This window comes from Desulfosporosinus acididurans, assembly GCF_001029285.1.
Taxonomy (GTDB): Bacteria; Bacillota; Desulfitobacteriia; order Desulfitobacteriales; family Desulfitobacteriaceae; genus Desulfosporosinus; species Desulfosporosinus acididurans.
Window position 1 is genome coordinate 270,634 of record NZ_LDZY01000005.1, and the last position, 17,805, is coordinate 288,438.

General features: G+C 44.9%; 17 protein-coding genes. 1 reads left to right on the forward strand and 16 read right to left on the reverse strand.

The window, feature by feature from the left end; translation table 11 throughout:
• Window positions 1-33: 33 nt before the first annotated feature.
• The 8 genes from alaS to DEAC_RS09040 all read right to left on the reverse strand — a co-directional run bounded on the left by alaS (window position 34) and on the right by DEAC_RS09040 (window position 8,065).
• Window positions 34-2,664 carry an alanine--tRNA ligase gene (gene alaS / locus DEAC_RS09005; protein WP_047809696.1) on the reverse strand — a complete coding sequence of 877 codons (2,631 nt, stop codon included), beginning with the start codon at window positions 2,662-2,664 and terminating at the stop codon, window positions 34-36.
• Between the two features lie 185 nt (window positions 2,665-2,849).
• Window positions 2,850-3,908: an AI-2E family transporter gene (locus DEAC_RS09010; protein ID WP_047809697.1), complete on the reverse strand. Its 1,059-nt coding sequence runs from the start codon at window positions 3,906-3,908 to the stop codon at window positions 2,850-2,852.
• A 123-nt stretch (window positions 3,909-4,031) separates the two neighbouring features.
• Window positions 4,032-4,226, reverse strand: a complete 195-nt coding sequence (locus DEAC_RS09015; protein ID WP_047809698.1) for a hypothetical protein — start codon at window positions 4,224-4,226, stop codon at window positions 4,032-4,034.
• Window positions 4,223-4,717 carry a PRC-barrel domain-containing protein gene (locus DEAC_RS09020; protein ID WP_047809699.1) on the reverse strand — a complete coding sequence of 165 codons (495 nt, stop codon included), beginning with the start codon at window positions 4,715-4,717 and terminating at the stop codon, window positions 4,223-4,225. Before DEAC_RS09020 ends, DEAC_RS09015 begins: the two co-directional genes overlap by 4 nt.
• 73 nt (window positions 4,718-4,790) lie before the next feature.
• The gene (gene mnmA, locus DEAC_RS09025) at window positions 4,791-5,885 is read right to left on the reverse strand and encodes a tRNA 2-thiouridine(34) synthase MnmA (RefSeq protein ID WP_047809786.1); all 1,095 of its coding nucleotides are present in this window, start codon (window positions 5,883-5,885) and stop codon (window positions 4,791-4,793) included.
• Window positions 5,886-5,891: 6 nt separating this feature from the next.
• Complete coding sequence (nifU, locus tag DEAC_RS09030; protein ID WP_047809700.1) at window positions 5,892-6,269, reverse strand: Fe-S cluster assembly scaffold protein NifU; 378 nt, start codon at window positions 6,267-6,269, stop codon at window positions 5,892-5,894.
• Window positions 6,270-6,388: 119 nt separating this feature from the next.
• On the reverse strand, window positions 6,389-7,576 hold the full coding sequence (gene nifS / locus DEAC_RS09035) for a cysteine desulfurase NifS (protein WP_047809701.1): 1,188 nt from the start codon (window positions 7,574-7,576) through the stop codon (window positions 6,389-6,391).
• Between the two features lie 36 nt (window positions 7,577-7,612).
• Window positions 7,613-8,065 carry an RrF2 family transcriptional regulator gene (locus tag DEAC_RS09040; RefSeq protein WP_047809702.1) on the reverse strand — a complete coding sequence of 151 codons (453 nt, stop codon included), beginning with the start codon at window positions 8,063-8,065 and terminating at the stop codon, window positions 7,613-7,615.
• Window positions 8,066-8,299: 234 nt separating this feature from the next.
• On the opposite strand from DEAC_RS09040, the gene DEAC_RS09045 reads away from it, so the two are divergent.
• Window positions 8,300-9,583 (forward strand): replication-associated recombination protein A, encoded by a 1,284-nt coding sequence (locus tag DEAC_RS09045; RefSeq protein WP_047809703.1) that lies wholly within the window; start codon window positions 8,300-8,302, stop codon window positions 9,581-9,583.
• A 156-nt stretch (window positions 9,584-9,739) separates the two neighbouring features.
• Here DEAC_RS09045 and trxA read toward each other — a convergent pair whose 3' ends face one another.
• From trxA to DEAC_RS09085, 8 genes are all read right to left on the reverse strand, one after another.
• Entirely contained in the window at window positions 9,740-10,069 is a 330-nt protein-coding gene (gene trxA / locus DEAC_RS09050; protein ID WP_047809704.1) for a thioredoxin, read from the reverse strand.
• Between the two features lie 36 nt (window positions 10,070-10,105).
• Complete coding sequence (locus DEAC_RS09055; protein WP_047809705.1) at window positions 10,106-10,387, reverse strand: metal-sensitive transcriptional regulator; 282 nt, start codon at window positions 10,385-10,387, stop codon at window positions 10,106-10,108.
• A gap of 144 nt (window positions 10,388-10,531) precedes the next feature.
• The gene (gene aspS / locus DEAC_RS09060) at window positions 10,532-12,301 is read right to left on the reverse strand and encodes an aspartate--tRNA ligase (RefSeq protein ID WP_047809706.1); all 1,770 of its coding nucleotides are present in this window, start codon (window positions 12,299-12,301) and stop codon (window positions 10,532-10,534) included.
• Between the two features lie 3 nt (window positions 12,302-12,304).
• Entirely contained in the window at window positions 12,305-13,576 is a 1,272-nt protein-coding gene (hisS, locus tag DEAC_RS09065; RefSeq protein WP_047809707.1) for a histidine--tRNA ligase, read from the reverse strand.
• A 378-nt stretch (window positions 13,577-13,954) separates the two neighbouring features.
• Window positions 13,955-14,575, reverse strand: a complete 621-nt coding sequence (locus tag DEAC_RS09070; protein WP_047809708.1) for an MBL fold metallo-hydrolase — start codon at window positions 14,573-14,575, stop codon at window positions 13,955-13,957.
• Between the two features lie 13 nt (window positions 14,576-14,588).
• Complete coding sequence (gene dtd, locus DEAC_RS09075; protein WP_047809709.1) at window positions 14,589-15,038, reverse strand: D-aminoacyl-tRNA deacylase; 450 nt, start codon at window positions 15,036-15,038, stop codon at window positions 14,589-14,591.
• Window position 15,039: 1 nt separating this feature from the next.
• Window positions 15,040-17,259 carry a RelA/SpoT family protein gene (locus DEAC_RS09080; RefSeq protein WP_047809710.1) on the reverse strand — a complete coding sequence of 740 codons (2,220 nt, stop codon included), beginning with the start codon at window positions 17,257-17,259 and terminating at the stop codon, window positions 15,040-15,042.
• A gap of 26 nt (window positions 17,260-17,285) precedes the next feature.
• Window positions 17,286-17,804: an adenine phosphoribosyltransferase gene (locus DEAC_RS09085; RefSeq protein ID WP_047809711.1), complete on the reverse strand. Its 519-nt coding sequence runs from the start codon at window positions 17,802-17,804 to the stop codon at window positions 17,286-17,288.
• Window position 17,805 lies beyond the last annotated feature (1 nt).

A 17,805-nucleotide genomic window follows, 5' to 3' on the forward strand; every position in this document is an offset into this window, starting at 1 on the left:
ACTATATATTCTCGCTGTCCTAGTCCTTCTCCTCTATTTCTTTAATAATCCACGAAGAATCGTTGGCACTCGATCTATGGCCTCACCCAGCTTACTGGGGTCTTTCCCTCCGGCTTGCGCCATATCGGGACGGCCGCCGCCGCTCCCGCCGGCGATTTTCGCGACTTCCTTAATAATCTGTCCGGCATGAAGCCCGCTTAAACCTGTTGGGCTGACAGTTGTAACAAAGTTTACCTTTCCTTCATGGACAGCTCCCAAAACTATAACTCCGGCCTTCAATTTACCGCGCAAAAGATCTGCCATCTGCCGAAGCCCTTCCATATCAGAGGCCTGAACTTGAGCAGCAAGTACAGAAATTCCTTCAATCTCAGCAACGCGGTTTAGCAAACCTTCCGCTTCATTTTTGCTGAGCTTTGCCTGAAGCTGCGAAATATCTCGCTCCAGATCCTTGACTTGAGCAACAAGACCTTGAACTCGTTTGCCCACATCTGTCGGTTGAGCTTTGAGCACTTGAGCAACTTCCATTACTTGCTCATCAAGGGAACGGAGATAATTCAAGGCTTCTAAACCTGCCACGGCTTCGATTCTGCGTAAACCGGCACCAATTCCGCCTTCACTGAGAATTTTAACCAGTCCGATTTCTCCCGTGCTGTGAACGTGAGTTCCGCCGCACAATTCCTTACTGAAGGTTTCCATGGTTACAACACGAACTCTTTCACCATATTTTTCGCCAAAAAGAGCAGTAGCTCCGCTTTGTTTAGCCTCATCCAAAGACATTTCCGTAGCATCAACGGTCATATTTTTCAAGACTGCCTCATTAATAAGGCCTTCAACGGCTTTTAGATCATCTGGAGTTAGGGGGGAAAAATGAGTAAAGTCAAAACGCAAGCGCTCTGTTGTCACCAAAGACCCTGCTTGCTGCACATGTTCCCCAAGAACGGAACGCAGTGCCGCTTGTAAGAGATGTGTGGCGCTGTGATGCCGTGCTGTTGCCATACGATCCGAATTATCAACAGCTGCTTCTACGGTTTCTCCGACATGCAAAACCCCGGTCAGAATCTCAACCCGATGGTATAGGGTTCCCGTAACACCTTTTTTTACCTCCAAGACTCGAGCCTCCGCCCGTGAGGTTTTCAAGACGCCCTTATCTGAGACTTGACCGCCGCTTTCGGCATAAAAGGGTGTTTCAGCCAAGAAAACAGTAACTTCTTCGCCTTCGCCGGCATCTTGCCTATCTTCCCCATCCACAAATAAACCGACGATCTTTGTCGTATTGGAGATTTGCTGATAACCTACAAAAGGCGTTACTCCCAATGCTTTAACTTTTTGAACCAAATCCGCACTTTCAGCGACAGCCCGCATCTGCTGAGACTGTTCCTTGGCTCGCTGACGGTGTTCTTCAGCAGAAGTTTGGAAGGATGGCATATCTACAGAAAGTCCTTGTTCCGCCAAAATTTCTTCTGTCAATTCCACGGGAAAGCCGTAAGTCTCATAAAGGTAAAAAGCATCAGGGCCGGCTAAAACCGTTTCTCCCTTCTCAATTAGCTCTTTGACCTTATCTTGCAGCATTTGCATTCCTTGTTCCAACGTTGCCTGAAAGTTTTTCTCTTCTAAATTCAAATGATTAATAATAAAATTCTCATTTTCAATCAGCTCAGGATAGGCTTGAGCATAATCTCTTTGAATAATTCGAAATACCGACTCCAAAAATGGTTTATCAATCCCAAGAAGTTTGGCATAGCGAACTGCACGTCGCAAAATACGGCGTAAAACATACCCTCGTCCTTCATTATTCGGCCGAATTCCGTCTGCCAGCATAAAGGAAATCGCCCTTACATGATCAGAAACTACTTTCAAAGCAAGATCATTTTTAGGATTCTCCTTATACTTTATGCCCACAAGACTGGCAACAAAATCAATAATCGGGCGGAATAAGTCCGTATCGAAATTAGTCTCCACTCCTTGCATAACAGAAGCAATCCGTTCCAACCCCATCCCTGTATCAATATTTTGTTTAGGCAAAGGTGTTAGAACTCCGGCCTCATCTCGATTATACTGCATGAATACCAAATTCCAAATCTCCAAAAAGCGGTCGCAATCACATCCTACGGCACAATCCGGTTGTCCGCACCCTCTGGACTCACCGAGATCAACATAGATTTCCGAACAAGGCCCGCAAGGTCCTGTCGGGCCGGCTGCCCAAAAGTTTTCCGGATCTCCAACGATTCTTTCCGGCTTAACACCGGCTTTTTCAAGCCATAGTTTTTTCGCTTCCTCATCTTCCGGATAAACGGTAATCCAAAGCTTCTCGGCAGGAATTTTCAAGACTTCAGTTACATATTCCCAGGCCCAGGGAATTACTTCATTTTTAAAATAATCGCCAAACGAAAAATTTCCCAACATCTCAAAATATGTATGATGGCGTGCGGTTTTCCCCACCTCTTCCAGATCCGGCGTACGCACACATTTCTGAGCCGTTGTGGCTCTGGGAAATGGCGGCTCAACGCGGCGCTGAAAGTACGGCTTAAAGGGAACCATGCCCGCAACCGTTAGCAACAAGGTTGGATCATCTTTAGGAATGAGCGAAGCACTAGGTAATATCTTATGCCCTCTCTCCTCAAAAAACTTGCGAAACATATCCCTTAATTGATTACCTGTATACATTCGAAAACACTCCTTTAGATTCATCGCACTAAAAAATAATCCCTTCCCCACAACTGTCAGGGACGAGATGTTTCGAGCTGCTACCCTGCTTAATTTCGGGCTAAAAAACACGTATTCTCATTCGTTTACACAAATTCTCATTATTTCTAAAGTATATACAGGTAAGGACTTCTTTGTCAACCGTCTCAAACTTGGGGCGAGACGAGCTTGTTGTAAAAATGCCGAAGTAATACCCGAATCACGGCGGCACATGGAACTGCAAGCAGCATTCCCCAAAATCCTGCGATCTCGCCGCCGGCTAAGAGGGCAAACATAACCCAGAGAGGATGAAGTCCCACACTGTCTCCCATTAATTTTGGAGATATTATATTTCCTTCAATTTGTTGGACAACCAAGATAACCAGAGCAACTTTTAAAGCCATTCCCGGAGACTTGGTTAGGGCCAACAAGACTGAAGGCACAGCGCCGATCACAGGCCCAAAATAAGGGATTAAATCAAACACCCCGCATATTAAACCGATAAGCAAAGCATACTCCATCCCCACCAGCTTTACCCCAATACCGATGAGTAATCCTACAATAACGGCAACAGCCAAATCCCCCCGGACAAATCGACGCACCGTATGGCTAATGTCCTGCCACAGACGTCTCCATTCCATACGCTGACGTTGAGGAACCAAACGATAAAATCGAATACTGATTTTCTTCCAATCAGCCAATAAATAAATCGTGATTACCGGCGATAGTATGTAAAGGGTTACTGTAGACAAGAGACCCGGCAAACCGGCGATAACCTTATTGAGTCGATCGGCAAGTATGATTTCTCCTTGTCCAAGATGTTGATCGATAACCATCGCCACGCGATCAGGCAATCCACTGGCTTTAAAATGATTCCTAAACTTCTCGATTTCTTCGTTAATTGTCTGGATCGTCGCCGGTAAAATTGATACTAATTTTCCAAGTTCCGTATAGACAATTGGCAGAATCAAGAAAACAGCCAATGCTATGATTATTAGAATTACGATAAATACCACGGCAATTGCTTTATTGCGGCTAATTCCCTGCTTTTCGAGACCATCAACAAATGGGTTCATTAAATAGGCCAACAAAAAGCCCATAACAAAGGGGCCTAAAATTGTTTTAACTTTTAGGAGCAAAAGTATTCCTAAAACAAGACAAGCAACGCCAAACAACCATTTCCAAGGAATATTCTTCCAATAGGGACGGCTTATATTTGCATCCATTAATAACCACGCCCCTCGCCATGTTCATTCGTTTTACAATTCCTACAATACCAATATAGAAAAAGCGCGCAAAGCGCGCGCTTTAGCAATACCTGCAATAGAGTTTGATTACTGCCAACCAAGTTATTCAACTGCGGCATTCGGTGGCTCTTGATCCAGAGCAGGATCGTTCCAAGCTACTAAAGAACCGTCTTCTGCTAAATCGTAAACGACAACTTTGTCTGTTTGAGTTGTGAATTCCACACAACAATCCCAGCAATAATACTGTTCGACTCCGACCTTACCTATGGCGCGCCCCGAGCAAACCGGACAATTCATGATTGAAAGCCCCCTTCATTTGCTTGATCCAAGGGAGATACTTGATTATCAACGATTAAGATATCCTTCCCATCGATCATGACGTGCGGCCTCAGGATCGTACCCCGGCCATGAAGAAGGTCTGCGAAGAGTCCGTCTGAGATCTCAAAGCCAACCAACTTTTTTACGGAATCATCAACAAAAATATCCTCAATCGTTCCTCTTGAGTCTCCAGCTTGGGTATAGACTTCATTCCCGATTTTTTCAGACCATCGTGTTCCCCTGAGTTCTTCCAAGGTTTTTTCTTGGATTGTAACTGCATCCTTACCCACACTTACAATGGCCTTACGGGGAATTCCTTTCGTCGTGTGAAAGAGATGTCCGCCTTCCAGGAGAATACCGGCAACTTCATCTTTGTTGCAGTCCAAAACCAAGTCCTGTACCCAACCTATTGATCCTCCCTTTTTCAAATCCAAAACAGGCAGGCCGACAATCTCACGTGAACGGCGCATCCTTTTCACCTCCTAAGAAATCCTATGTATACTCTTCCCTGGTACTCAAGAATTCATTCATAATTCGGTAAAATTAATGGTCAGTTTGGGCGCTTATTTTACCGCCGCCTACGACTAGATTTCCTTGATAAAAAACAACAGCTTGCCCTGGAGTTATTGCACGCTGGGGTTTATCGAAATGTACCAAGACCTTACCCCCGCTTAAAGGTGAAAGGGTTGCCGGCGCACCGGAAGAATTATAACGAATTTTGGCCTCTGCTTTGATTGGCTCCTTTAAATCAGGGATAGAAATCCAATTCAAATTTGTCGCCCAAAGGGTATCTGAATAGACCTCATGGTCATCGCCAAGAACAACTTCATTGCGGGAGGGGTTTAAACCAACAACATATTTGGGTTTGCCAAAAGCAACTCCCAGCCCTTTCCGCTGGCCAATTGTATAATGAATAATACCTTGATGCCTTCCTAAAACATTTCCTTGCTGATCGACAAAGTTCCCCGGTTTAATTTTATTTTTCGCTCGTTCACGTACAAAGGAAGCATAATCATCATCGGGAACGAAACAGATCTCTTGGCTGTCCGGTTTGTTGGCAACCCCTAAGCCTAGGTCACCCGCCATTTTGCGAACCTGAACTTTTGTAAACTCTCCTAAAGGAAAAATTGTATGGGCAAGTTGTTCTTGATTTAGCATGTAGAGAGCATAGGTTTGATCCTTCCGTTCATCCGAACTTTTACTTAGGAGAAAGCGATTACTATCCGGGTCGCGGAGAACTTGCGCATAATGCCCTGTAGCGATGTAATCCGCTCCCAAGCCGCGAGCTTTACGCAGCATTTCTCCGAATTTAACATATTTGTTACAAGCCAAACAAGGATTCGGAGTTTCTCCCTCTAAATATGACTGAGTAAAATAATCAACAACAGTTTCCTGAAAATAAGAGCGAAAATTCATAACGTAATGGGGTATCCCAAGTTGATAGGCAACTCGCCTGGCATCGTCAATAGCCGAAATCGAACAACATCCTCCTTCGACTTCCGGTCCGGCTGATTCCCAAATCTGTAAGGTTACCCCAATCACTTCATAGCCTTGTTCTTTAAGTAAAGCGGCGGCCATGGAACTATCCACACCGCCGCTCATACCTACTACGACTTTAGGCTTTGTAGTCAGAGCCATCATCATCTATTCCTTTTTTTCCTGTTTTTCATGATAGTCTTTAATAGCTGCGTGGAGCGCATCCGCTGCAAGGTTAGAACAATGCATCTTAGCCGGAGGCAGCCCTCCTAAAGCTTCAGCTACTGCAGCGTTGGAAATCTCCAGAGCTTCGTCAAGAGTTTTCCCTTTAACCATCTCCGTAACCATGCTGCTGGTAGCAACGGCTGCTCCACAGCCAAACGTTTTAAACTTGACGTCCTTAATAACGTCCCCTTCAACGTCTAAATAAATACGCATGATATCTCCACATTTTGCATTCCCAACTTCGCCGACGCCATTAGCGTTTTCGATTTCCCCAACATTTCGGGGATTTGTAAAATGATCCATGACTTTTTCAGTATACATTCTTGCCCACTCCTTTTTTTGCAATTTCCACTAAATAATCCCGTTGTTATGATTTTATTCTATCTTTTAGCAGTAATCGCAGGGATTTCACGCCGTAAATAGTTAATATCCTCCAGCTTTTACTGTGCCTGCTTAGCATGAACTGCTTGATCGTAAAGAGGCGACATCATACGCAGACGATCAACAATCTTGGGCAATTGTTCAAGAACATAATCAATGTCCTCTTCCGTATTCTGATGTCCTAAGGTAAAGCGCAGAGATCCATGAGCAATTTCGTGCACCAGCCCCATGGCTAATAAAACATGGGAAGGATCTAAGGAACCAGAAGTGCAAGCCGAGCCGCTCGAAGCTGCAATTCCCAGCATATCTAAAGAGAGCAGCAGAGATTCTCCTTCAACAAATTGGATACTGACATTGACATTGTTCGGCAAACGTTTGTCACCAAGTGGTCCATTTATTTTTACATAATCAATTTTCTCTATAATCCCATTCATGAGTTTATCTCGAAGCTTGCTAAGACGCTGAGCATCTTCAGCCATCCGCTGACCGGCAAGCTCACAAGCCTTGCCGAAGCCGATGATTCCCGGAGTGTTTTCCGTACCCGAACGGCGTTTCTTTTCTTGCCCGCCGCCATAGATTCGGGGAGCAACCCGGACACCCTTGCGGATATAAAGCGCCCCAACACCCTTAGGACCGTAAATTTTATGGCTGGAGATGGTCAAAAGGTCTATAGCCATTGTTTTGACGTCAATAGGAATTTTACCGAGAGATTGAACAGCATCAACATGAAAGACAATGCCGTGCTCTTTAGCCAGTTTACCGATTTCAGCAACAGGCTGGATCGCTCCCACTTCGTTATTAGCGTGCATCATGGTGATGAGAATTGTATCCGGTCGGATGGCCTTTTTAACGGACTCCACGGAGACAATCCCTTCTTCATCTACAGGAACAATGGTTAGATCAAAACCGTTCTTCTCCAGATATTCGCAAGTTTCCAGCACAGCATGATGTTCTACTGCAGTGGTAATAATATGCTTGCCTTTCTTGCTCAAGGCTTCTGCTGTCCCAAGAATGGCCAAATTATCAGCTTCTGTTCCTCCGCTGGTAAAAGTAACTTCTGAAGGTTCTGCACCGATTAATTCAGCAACTTGGCGTCGGGCCTCCTCCAGGGCTTGCTTGGCTTCTCTGCCAAAACTATGAACACTCGAAGGATTGCCGTATTTCTCAGTATAGTAAGTCATCATTAATGCTGCTACTTCTGGATCAACCGGGGTCGTAGCACTGTGATCTAAGTAAACTCGCCGCATAGGCTCACTCCCTTTATTGTTGTTGTGAAACAGTGGTCAGATATAGTACATATATAAGCTGCGTTCGGATTCAAATTTTTGGGCGTCCTCAAGCATTGTTTCCAGGGTAATGGAATCTAAAACTTCGGCGATTGAGTCTCGAACCTTCTCCCAAATCGTCCGAGTAACGCAATATTCCGACTTGGTGCAACATTCCGGATCTTCCTCAGAGACACATTCGGTAGGAGCTATTGGCCCTTCCAAAACCCGAATAATATCGCCAACTTTGATTTTGTCGGGTTCTCTTCCGAGTAAATAACCGCCTTGAGCCCCTCGAACGCTTTTTACCAGTCCTGCTTTGCGTAATCCGGCAATAAGCTGTTCCAAGTAATGTTCAGAAATTCCTTGCCTTTCAGAAATGCTTTTTAAGGATACAGGACCTTCACCCATATGCTGGGCTAAGTCAAACATAGCCCTAACTCCATATCGACCTTTGGTAGAGAGTTTCACACCCTCACCTCTTTCCAAGAATTATAAATCCTCGTTTGATCTTTCTATGGATATCTTATTAAAATAGTCGGAATTTGTCAAGGCTATATCCAACTCTTTTACTATTCTTTTTAATATTGGCTTTATAGACTATTTAATAAACCGAAATTCCTTAAGGGTTGTACCTCCATATGCTATAATTCAAGTATGATTTAAACAGTACTTTAAATCCTCCTAGAAAGGAACATCAGCTCAATGAATTTGTTTTCAGCTACTTTCGATCAGCGACAAGTTGCCCCGCTTGCCGAGAGAATGCGCCCACGAACTCTTGATGAATATATTGGGCAGCAACATATACTTGGTCCCGGAAAGCTGCTCCGACGGGCAATTGAAGCGGACCGTGTTTCGTCCTTGATTCTCTACGGTCCGCCCGGTACGGGCAAGACTAGTTTAGCTCAGGTCATTGCCTCGCAAACTACGTCTCACTTTGTCCGAATTAACGCCGTTACTTCAGGTGTCAAAGAACTGCGCGAGATAACTGTCCAGGCAACCGAAGAGCTTCACCTTTATGGTAAAAAAACGTTAGTCTTCTGTGATGAAGTTCATCGTTTTAACAAAAGCCAGCAAGACGCATTATTACCCTCCGTTGAAAACGGCACGATTACCTTTATTGGAGCAACTACCGAAAATCCCTTTTTCGAATTAAATTCTGCTCTTCTAAGCCGTTCAACCTTATTCCATTTAGAACTTCTTACTCCTTCTGAAATTCGTCTCGGCCTCGAAAAAGCTTTGCAAGATTCAGAACGCGGCTTAGGCCGCTGCAATGTTCAAATATCCCCCCCGGCCTGGGAGCATTGGTTAAATTATGCCAATGGGGATTTACGCAGAGCCCTTAATGCCCTGGAACTCGCTGTAATGACGACTCCTGCCGCAGATGGTATCCGCTGTATCTCCCTTGAGATTGCCGAAGAATCCATTCAACAGCGTGCTCTGCGCTTTGATAAATCCGGAGATAATCATTATGACATCATTTCCGCATTTATTAAAAGTATGCGTGGCTCGGACCCTGATGCCGCCCTCTATTGGTTAGCAGTTTTACTGGAAGCCGGTGAAGACCCTCGTTTTATTATGCGCCGAATTATCGTCCATGCCTCAGAGGATGTCGGTCTCGCCGACCCCATGGTCATGCTTCAAGCTCAAGCCGCTGCCAATGCCCTCGAATGGATCGGCATGCCTGAGGCAAGAATCCCTATGGCCCAAGCCGTTTTAGCCATCGCTGCCGCTCCCAAAAGCAACAGCGCTGAAGCCAGTATTGACAAAGCCTTAGCTTATGTGAAAAGCAATCCCACCGGTGAGGTTCCTCTCCACCTTCGGAGCAGCAGTTACTCAGGGGCTGACAAATTAGGTAATGGACAAGGTTATCTCTACCCCCATAACTACCCAAATCATTGGGTGAAACAAGATTATCTTCCTCCCCAAGTTCAAGGACAGGTATTTTACACCCCTTCAGGAATGGGAAAAGAACGTACTCAAGAGTAAATATCTAAAGAGCCTTCCGCATAGCAAAACAACTATGCGGAAGGCTCTGTTTTTGGACTATAGTCTCATTCAATAGACGTTAACTATATACTTTTAAGGATTCTCACTCAGAAATTATAAGTTTGATCCAGTTTTTAAGACCTGAACGAGTTCACTTTAAAGCTGAGCTTCGATCATTTTCACGAGATCCGGTTTTCCCCGGAAACCTACGATTTTGTCAACCAACTTACCGCCTTTAAAAATCGCAAGTGTTGGAATACTCATAACTCCGTATTGCCCGGCAATAGGTCCATTCTCATCAACATCGACCTTACCAATGACCATTTTGCCGACATAAGAGTCTGCCAACTCTTCAACGACCGGAGCTACCATCCGGCATGGGCTGCACCATGGAGCCCAGAAATCTACCAAAACCGGTTTTTCAGATTTTAAAACTTCTGCGTCGAAATTTGCTGTCGTAAAGGTTTTAACATTTGCACCTGCCATGATAATCCCCCCAATTAAATTAATTGTAACTTTTGCTTACTTAATAAATTTGGTTAGCACCCCAATTAGTTCTTCGATGGCGGCTTCCTGATCATTGCTTTCAACTGCATTACGCATACATCCACGAGAATGATGTTCAAAAACAATGGTACCAACTTTGTTAAGGGCAGCACGCGCAGCCGCAACCTGGATCAGTACATCAACACAGTACTTGTCACTCTCAATCATGCGCTGTATCCCTTTAACTTGACCTTCAATTTTTTTTAGTCTGCGCAGGATATCTTCTTTCGATTCTGAATAAGTCGTTGAATTTATCATACCGTTTTCCTCCGATACCCTAAGGGGGTAGCTACAATGCTATTATATCTAAGTACCGGGATTATGTCAAATAGTTCCCTTAAAATACAAGAACATTTTGCCGGAAAATTCATCAAGCAAAAGGTACACTTATACCTCCAGGCCCTATTTCAAAACAGTTTTTATGCTTAACTCTTTTAATTGTTTGTCCGAAACTTGAGATGGGGCATGAGCCATAAGATCCGAAGCGCTTTGCGTTTTAGGGAAGGCTATAACATCACGAATATTATCTTTACCTGTCAGAAGCATAATCATACGGTCAAGTCCAAAGGCAATCCCGCCATGAGGAGGTGTTCCGAATTCAAAGGCCTCTAAAAGATGCCCAAATTGAGCCACTGCTTCCTCCTCAGATAATCCCAGCAAGCTAAATAGCTGCTCTTGAACACCCCGGCGATGAATGCGAATGCTACCGCCGCCGAGTTCTGTACCATTGAGAACCATGTCATAAGCTTTGGCCCGTACTTGCAAAGGATCTGTCTCTAAAATCGGCAGATCTTCATCCATTGGCGCTGTAAAGGGATGGTGAATAGCGACATAGCGTTTTTCTTCCTCATCATATTCCAAAAGCGGAAACTCTGTAACCCAGAGAAAATTGAACATATCCTCAGGGATAAGGTTCATTCGTTTCGCTAACTCCAAGCGCAAATGGCCTAAGGCATCACAAACAATAGGATATTTATCGGCAACGAAGAACAAGATATCTCCGGTTTCAGCCTTTGAAACTTCGATCAGGGCTTGCATTTCTTCTTCAGTGAAGAATTTTGTAATGGGAGATTTGATTCCTTCCTCGGCAAAGACGATCCAGGCTAAACCTTTAGCGCGGTAAGCAGCGACGAATTTTCCCAGATCATCAATTTCGCGGCGGGGCATTCCTGCACACCCTTTGGCACAGAGACATTTTACACTTCCGCCGTTTGCCACTACATTAGCAAAGACCTTAAAACCTGACTTTCCGACAATCTCTCCCACATCGATGAGTTCCATGCCGAAGCGTGTATCCGGTTTATCCGAACCAAATCGGTCCATCGCTTCTTTATAGGTTAAGCGCGGAAAAGGAACCGCAATCGACTTGCCGATAGTTTCCGAGAAGATTCGAACCATTAACTGTTCCATCATGGACAGAATATCTTCAACTTCGACGAAAGACATCTCCACATCAAGCTGCGTAAATTCCGGCTGTCGATCTGCTCTCAGGTCTTCATCCCGAAAACAACGGACGATTTGGAAGTATTTCTCCAACCCGCCAACCATTAACAGTTGCTTAAATTGTTGCGGAGACTGAGGCAGCGCATAAAATTCTCCCGGATGAACGCGGCTGGGAACAAGGTAATCTCTGGCACCTTCAGGTGATGAGTTAACAAGCATTGGTGTCTCAATTTCATAAAAACCCTGGCTGTCAAAAAAGTTGCGCATGATTTGAGTTACTTTGTGCCGTGTTTTAAATACAGCCTGCATTTCCGGACGGCGCAAATCAAGATAACGGTATTTCAAACGCACAGTTTCATCGACATCGACCCGATCGATAAGATAAAAGGGCGGCGTTTTGGCTCCATTTAAAACTTCCAGTTTTTTAGCGACAACTTCAATTTTACCTGTGGCTAAATTAGGATTTATCATTCCTTCGGGACGGGCAATCACTTGCCCTAAGATGGAGACAACATACTCCGAGCGAAGGCTTTCGGCCAAACTAAAACTGTCTTCCATCTTTTCTGGATCAAAAACAACCTGAACTAGACCTGAGCGATCTCGAAGATCAACAAATATTAAACCGCCATGGTCACGACGACGCTGGACCCAGCCTAACAATCGTACCTCATCACCCATTCGGTTCAAATCCAACTCACCATTGGGAACACGTTCCGAAAATACTGTCATTACTTAAACTCCTCTCCGATGCTTCATATAAATGACTTCAATGGCTTTAGACAAAGGAACTTCGGTTTGCTCTCCTGAGTTTAAATCTCTAAGAAGAAGAACCTGTCGTTCCAACTCCTCTTCTCCCAAAATAAGAGCAAACTCTGCTCCTTCACGATTGGCAGCTTTTAACTGCGCTTTTAAGCTGCGGCCCAGGAGATCCATGCGTACCGGAACTCCTTTTCCGCGTAAAGCATTCATCATCGTGAACCCTTCGTTTTGAGCCTTATCTCCTAAAGCAATAAGCATAGCAAAAAGTTTCGGCTTCGGGTCAGGGAATTTACCCTGTACTTGAAGAGCTGCTAAGACCCGCTCTAATCCCATTGCAAAACCGATGCCCGGAGTGGCCGGTCCTCCAATTTCTTCCACAAGGCCGTCATAACGTCCTCCTCCGCAGATAGCGCTCTGGGCCCCGATTTCCTCCACCATGACTTCAAAAGCCGTTTTAGTGTAATAATCAAGCCCTCTAACCAAACGAGGGTCAACCCTATAGGCTACTCCAGCCCCAGATAATAAACTTAATACTTTTTCGAAATGACTTCGGCAGTCATCACAAAGGGTATCTAAAGTCGTTGGCGCTCCTTCAGTTACCGCTTGACAATTAGGATTTTTGCAATCCAAAATCCGCAAAGGATTTCGTTCATAACGTTCCTGGCAGTCCTGACACAATTCAGACTTGCGGGTCGTCAAGAACCTTTGCAATTGCTCCCGATGAGCAGCTCGGCAGGTTGGACATCCTACTGAATTAAGATGAACTTCCAAACCTTTTAATCCGAGCCGTTGATACAAATCCCAAACTAAACAAATGACTTCAGCATCAACGATAGGTTGATCGGCGCCTAAGACTTCCACTCCAAATTGATGAAACTGGCGAAATCGTCCGCTTTGAGGCCGCTCATAGCGGAACATTGGCCCACTGTAATAAAGCTTAACCGGCTGCGATTGACCATAAAGCTTGTCCTCAACATAGGCCCGGCAGACAGAAGCCGTACCCTCCGGTCGTAAGGTCATCGACCGGTCTCCCTTGTCTAAAAAAGTATACATTTCTTTTTTTACAATATCTGTTGTTTGACCTACTCCTCGCTGAAAAAGTTCCGTTGCCTCGAAAATTGGCGTTCGAATTTCTTCATACCCATAGTCCCGACAGACCTTCCGAATTGTTTCTTCGAGGTATTGCCACTGTTCGACGGTCCCCGGCAGCAAGTCCTGAGTTCCTTTTGGTCGTTGAATCGCCATGGTCGTTCCTCCTTAGGAAATAATATAGGCTATAGGATTATAAAAAGTTCTCGTTCCTTGCTTTGAGCAAGGGACGAGAACTTCTCGTGGTGCCACCCTTATTGACGGAATTTATCCGCCCACTTTTTAGTCGTTAACGAGACCATCCGCAGTATCAGCTACTCCCGCTTGGCTGTCCTATCACGTATCTCTCAGGCTAGTTCCAGTCACGCTAGCCCTCCCTGTAGAAAGTTATACGCCATAGCTTCCAAGCGGTCTTGATGAATAGAAATACTTCAACATAATGTATACATAATAGTTTATCCACTATTTTAACAAATAATTGCTATTTGTCAATGTGCAGACTGTTCTGCTGTTATGCAACACTCTTTGAGAAGATTACGTTAAATAAGGATTATCGCGTTTTTCTTCCCCGATACTTGTCTCTTCGCCATGTCCGGGCAATACTCTGGTATTGTCAGGAAGAGTGAAGAGTTTTTCTTTGATCCCACGAATGAGCAATTCCATGGAACCACCCGGGAAATCAGTTCGTCCAATGGATCCGGCAAAAAGAGTATCTCCGCTGAACAATCCTTCCGAACTCCAAAGGCATACCCCTCCGGGAGAATGACCGGGAGTATGTAACACTTTCAACCGTTCTTTGCCCACTGAAATTTCCTGTCCATCTTCCAAAAGGAAATCAGCACTTTTGAGAACTATCCCAGGGCCAAAATAACTGGAGAGGTTTTTTCGGCCATCAGTGAGCATTTCAGCATCTCCTGGATGTATCCCTACCTGGACATCTCCCAGCAGGGTCCTTAATTCATCGACAGCTCCAATGTGATCCACATGCCCATGGGTTAATAAGATATAGTCGATATGAAGACCTTTATCCGTAACCCAACGATGAATCATTTTTCCATCAGCTCCTGGATCGATCAATACGGCTTTCTTGCTTTCCATACAAGCATAGAGATAACAATTTGCCCCCATGAGCCCCACCGCACGTCCATCAATCATTGTTAAGCCTCCTTTAGAACGTTTTCTCACTGTCCAAAAGAATCGTCACCGGTCCGTCATTAACTAATTCAACGTCCATTTCTGCCTGGAATACACCGGTTTCTACGTGTAATCCTTTGTTGCGAAGCCCTTCTTTAGCTTGCTCAAAAATAATCTTCGCCCTTTCAGGCGGGGAAGCGGCCGTAAAGCTTGGCCGTTTTCCGCTTCGACAATCCCCGTAGAGCGTAAACTGGGAAACTAACAAAATTTCTCCTCCTGCATCCAAAAGGGAACGATTCATCTTGCCAGCCGAATCTTCAAATATCCTCAGCCCGCTGAGTTTATCTACCATCCAGGCAATGTCCGCTTCTTGGTCCTTTAACCCTACACCTAATAAAACCAAAAGCCCTGCAGAAATTTCCCCGACTGTTTCTCCCAACACTTTTACCGAGGCGCGTTTAACACGCTGGACAACACTACGCATGTTACTTTCCTCCTGAGTGAATCCGCTCGACATCTGTAATGTCTTTGATCTTGCGAATTTTGTGCATCACCATTTTCAGCTGTTCAAGATTGCGTATCTCTACCCGCAGCTGAATATGAGCCATATTATCCCGGCCTACTCGAGCATTAATTCCCAGGATATGAGTCCTGGTGTCTAAGACAGTATTCATAATTTCTGTTACCAACCGCGGTTTATCCAGCCCATGGATCTTAATATCCACAGGATAGGTAGAATCTACCTGTTCGGCCCAGACAACCTCAACGACCCGATCCCGCTCCTCTTGAGAGTGATTCAATATGTTGCTGCAGTCTTGCCGATGAATGGAAACTCCGCGTCCGCGGGTTATATAACCAATGATTGCATCACCCGGCAATGGATTACAACAGCGGGAAAAACGCACTAAGACATTGTCAACACCTTTGACCATAACACCATGGGAAGCTTTGCCATAATGACTCTGAGAAGGAGTTTTGCCTTCACTTTGCTGCAACGCAGCTAATTGCAGCTTTTCTCGTTCATCTTTGGTTAAATCTTCACGCAGGCGCATCAAAACCTTATTAGGAGTCAACACCCCGTCACCGATGGAGGCATATAAGTCATCAATACCCACCAAATTCTGACTCTTGCCTATGGCTAAAAGGCTCTCCGGCTTCAAGACTTCTGAAGGATCCAGACCGAGTTTACGGACTTCTCTTTCCAAATTTTCGCGGCCGCGAATAATGTTGTCCTCACGCTGTTCCTTCTTAAACCACTGACGAATTCTGTTCTTCGCCTGCGACGTTTTGACAAAGGACAACCAATCCCTGCTTGGACATCCCCCTTGCTTTGAGGTAAGAATTTCTATGATATCTCCGTTAGTCAGCTTCGTATCTAGAGGAACTATCCGGCCGTTGATCTTTGCTCCAACACAGCGATGTCCCACATCGGTATGCACTCGATAAGCAAAATCCACAGGGCAGGAATCGGCTGGCAGTTCTACGACATCTCCTTTGGGCGTAAAGACAAAAACGGTATCAGCGAATAGATCGATCTTTAAGGATTCCATAAATTCCCCAGCATCCCTGGATTCATGCTGCCATTCCAGAAGCTGCCTCAGCCAGGACAGCTTTTGCTCGAAATTGACACTGGCCGCTGACCTGCTTCCAGCGCTGCTGGCACAATCTTTGTTGCTTGCTTCTTTATATTTCCAATGAGCAGCAATACCATACTCGGAGGTACGATGCATTTCGCAGGTTCGTATCTGAATTTCAAAAGGCTCGCCATGCTCACCTATTAAGGTGGTATGGAGAGATTGATACATATTGGGTTTGGGCATAGCAATATAATCTTTAAAACGGCCGGGAATGGGTTTCCAAAGGGTGTGAATAATACCTAAAGCTCCGTAACAATCATTGACAGTCTCCACAATGACTCGAATAGCCATTAAATCGTAGATTTCACTTAATTCTTTATGCTGGGTAATCATTTTACGGTAAATACTGTAAAAATGTTTCGGACGTCCCGCTATATCGGCATAAATCTCAACTTCGGTTAAACGTTTTCGCATCTGCACAATGACTTCATTAATATAAGCTTCCCGTTCACGTCGCTTTAAGGCGATCTTTTCCACTAAATCATAATATTCTTGGGGCTTAAGATAACGGAAGGAAAGATCTTCCAGCTCCCATTTAATTCTAAAAATTCCCAGACGATTGGCCAAGGGGGCAAATATCTCCAAGGTTTCCTGAGCAATTTCTTTTTGCTTTTCCACAGAATGATATTTCAAGGTGCGCATATTATGCAGGCGATCGCCAAGTTTGATGAGAATAACGCGGATATCTTTGGCCATAGCCAGAAACATTTTGCGCAGATTCTCAACTTGTTGTTCTACTTTGCTTTTATAGGCAATTCTTCCAAGTTTTGTGACTCCGTCGACTAATAAAGCAATTTCCGAGCCAAATTCTTTCTCGATATCTGCGATGGTGTACTCCGTATCTTCCACCACATCATGAAGCAAGGCGGCGGCAATCGTTGCCTCGTCCATTTCTAGATCTGCCAAAATCTGTGCGACTTCCAGAGGATGCAGGATATAATCTTCTCCAGAGTTGCGAAGTTGGTTGCGATGAGCCTTCTCAGCAAATCGATAGGCCTTGTCCACAATAGCCAGGCGAGCTTGTGGAGTCGTCTTTTGTAGTTTTATCCATAATTCCGCGAAGGACATAGGGGAACTCCTCTCTTAGAAGCAAGTTACTCTTGATATTCAACCAAAGAGAAAATTGGATAATCCACTAATTTTTGACGTCCCTTTAAAAAAGTAAGTTCAATCAGGAAACCCATACCCGCAACTTCGGCGCCGATTTTGGTAATTAAATTTGCCGTAGCAGACATAGTTCCGCCGGTAGCAAGCAAATCGTCAACAATAACGATTCGTTCACCTGAATGAATTGCATCCGCATGGACCTCCAAGGTATCGGATCCATACTCCAGAGCATAGGTTTCGCTAATGGTTTGGGACGGCAGTTTTCCTGGTTTTCTTACGGGGACGAAGCCTATCCCTAAGGCATAAGCGACAGGTGCGCCCAGCAAAAATCCCCGCGCCTCGGGACCGACAATCACATCGGGCTTCCACGGCTTAATTCTTTCAACCATTTCGTTAACAGCTGCCCGATAAACGCCGCCCTCTTTAAGGAGTGTCGTAATATCTTTATACGAAATACCTTCCTTGGGAAAATCTGCTATGACACGGATGTGTTCACTAAAATTCATA

Excerpts from the sequence above, each read along its gene's own strand:
- dtd (WP_047809709.1), bottom strand. The coding sequence starts at position 15,038 with ATGCGTAGTGTTGTCCAGCGTGTTAAACGCGCCTCGGTAAAAGTGTTG.
- mnmA (WP_047809786.1), bottom strand. The coding sequence starts at position 5,885 with ATGGCTCTGACTACAAAGCCTAAAGTCGTAGTAGGTATGAGCGGCGGT.
- DEAC_RS09020 (WP_047809699.1), bottom strand. The coding sequence starts at position 4,717 with ATGCGCCGTTCACGTGAGATTGTCGGCCTGCCTGTTTTGGATTTGAAA.
- DEAC_RS09055 (WP_047809705.1), bottom strand. The coding sequence starts at position 10,387 with ATGATAAATTCAACGACTTATTCAGAATCGAAAGAAGATATCCTGCGC.
- DEAC_RS09015 (WP_047809698.1), bottom strand. The coding sequence starts at position 4,226 with ATGAATTGTCCGGTTTGCTCGGGGCGCGCCATAGGTAAGGTCGGAGTC.
- nifS (WP_047809701.1), bottom strand. The coding sequence starts at position 7,576 with ATGCGGCGAGTTTACTTAGATCACAGTGCTACGACCCCGGTTGATCCA.
- DEAC_RS09010 (WP_047809697.1), bottom strand. The coding sequence starts at position 3,908 with ATGGATGCAAATATAAGCCGTCCCTATTGGAAGAATATTCCTTGGAAA.
- nifU (WP_047809700.1), bottom strand. The coding sequence starts at position 6,269 with ATGTATACTGAAAAAGTCATGGATCATTTTACAAATCCCCGAAATGTT.
- DEAC_RS09045 (WP_047809703.1), top strand. The coding sequence starts at position 8,300 with ATGAATTTGTTTTCAGCTACTTTCGATCAGCGACAAGTTGCCCCGCTT.
- trxA (WP_047809704.1), bottom strand. The coding sequence starts at position 10,069 with ATGGCAGGTGCAAATGTTAAAACCTTTACGACAGCAAATTTCGACGCA.
- DEAC_RS09085 (WP_047809711.1), bottom strand. The coding sequence starts at position 17,804 with ATGAATTTTAGTGAACACATCCGTGTCATAGCAGATTTTCCCAAGGAA.
- DEAC_RS09080 (WP_047809710.1), bottom strand. The coding sequence starts at position 17,259 with ATGTCCTTCGCGGAATTATGGATAAAACTACAAAAGACGACTCCACAA.
- DEAC_RS09070 (WP_047809708.1), bottom strand. The coding sequence starts at position 14,575 with ATGATTGATGGACGTGCGGTGGGGCTCATGGGGGCAAATTGTTATCTC.
- aspS (WP_047809706.1), bottom strand. The coding sequence starts at position 12,301 with ATGACAGTATTTTCGGAACGTGTTCCCAATGGTGAGTTGGATTTGAAC.
- hisS (WP_047809707.1), bottom strand. The coding sequence starts at position 13,576 with ATGGCGATTCAACGACCAAAAGGAACTCAGGACTTGCTGCCGGGGACC.
- alaS (WP_047809696.1), bottom strand. The coding sequence starts at position 2,664 with ATGTATACAGGTAATCAATTAAGGGATATGTTTCGCAAGTTTTTTGAG.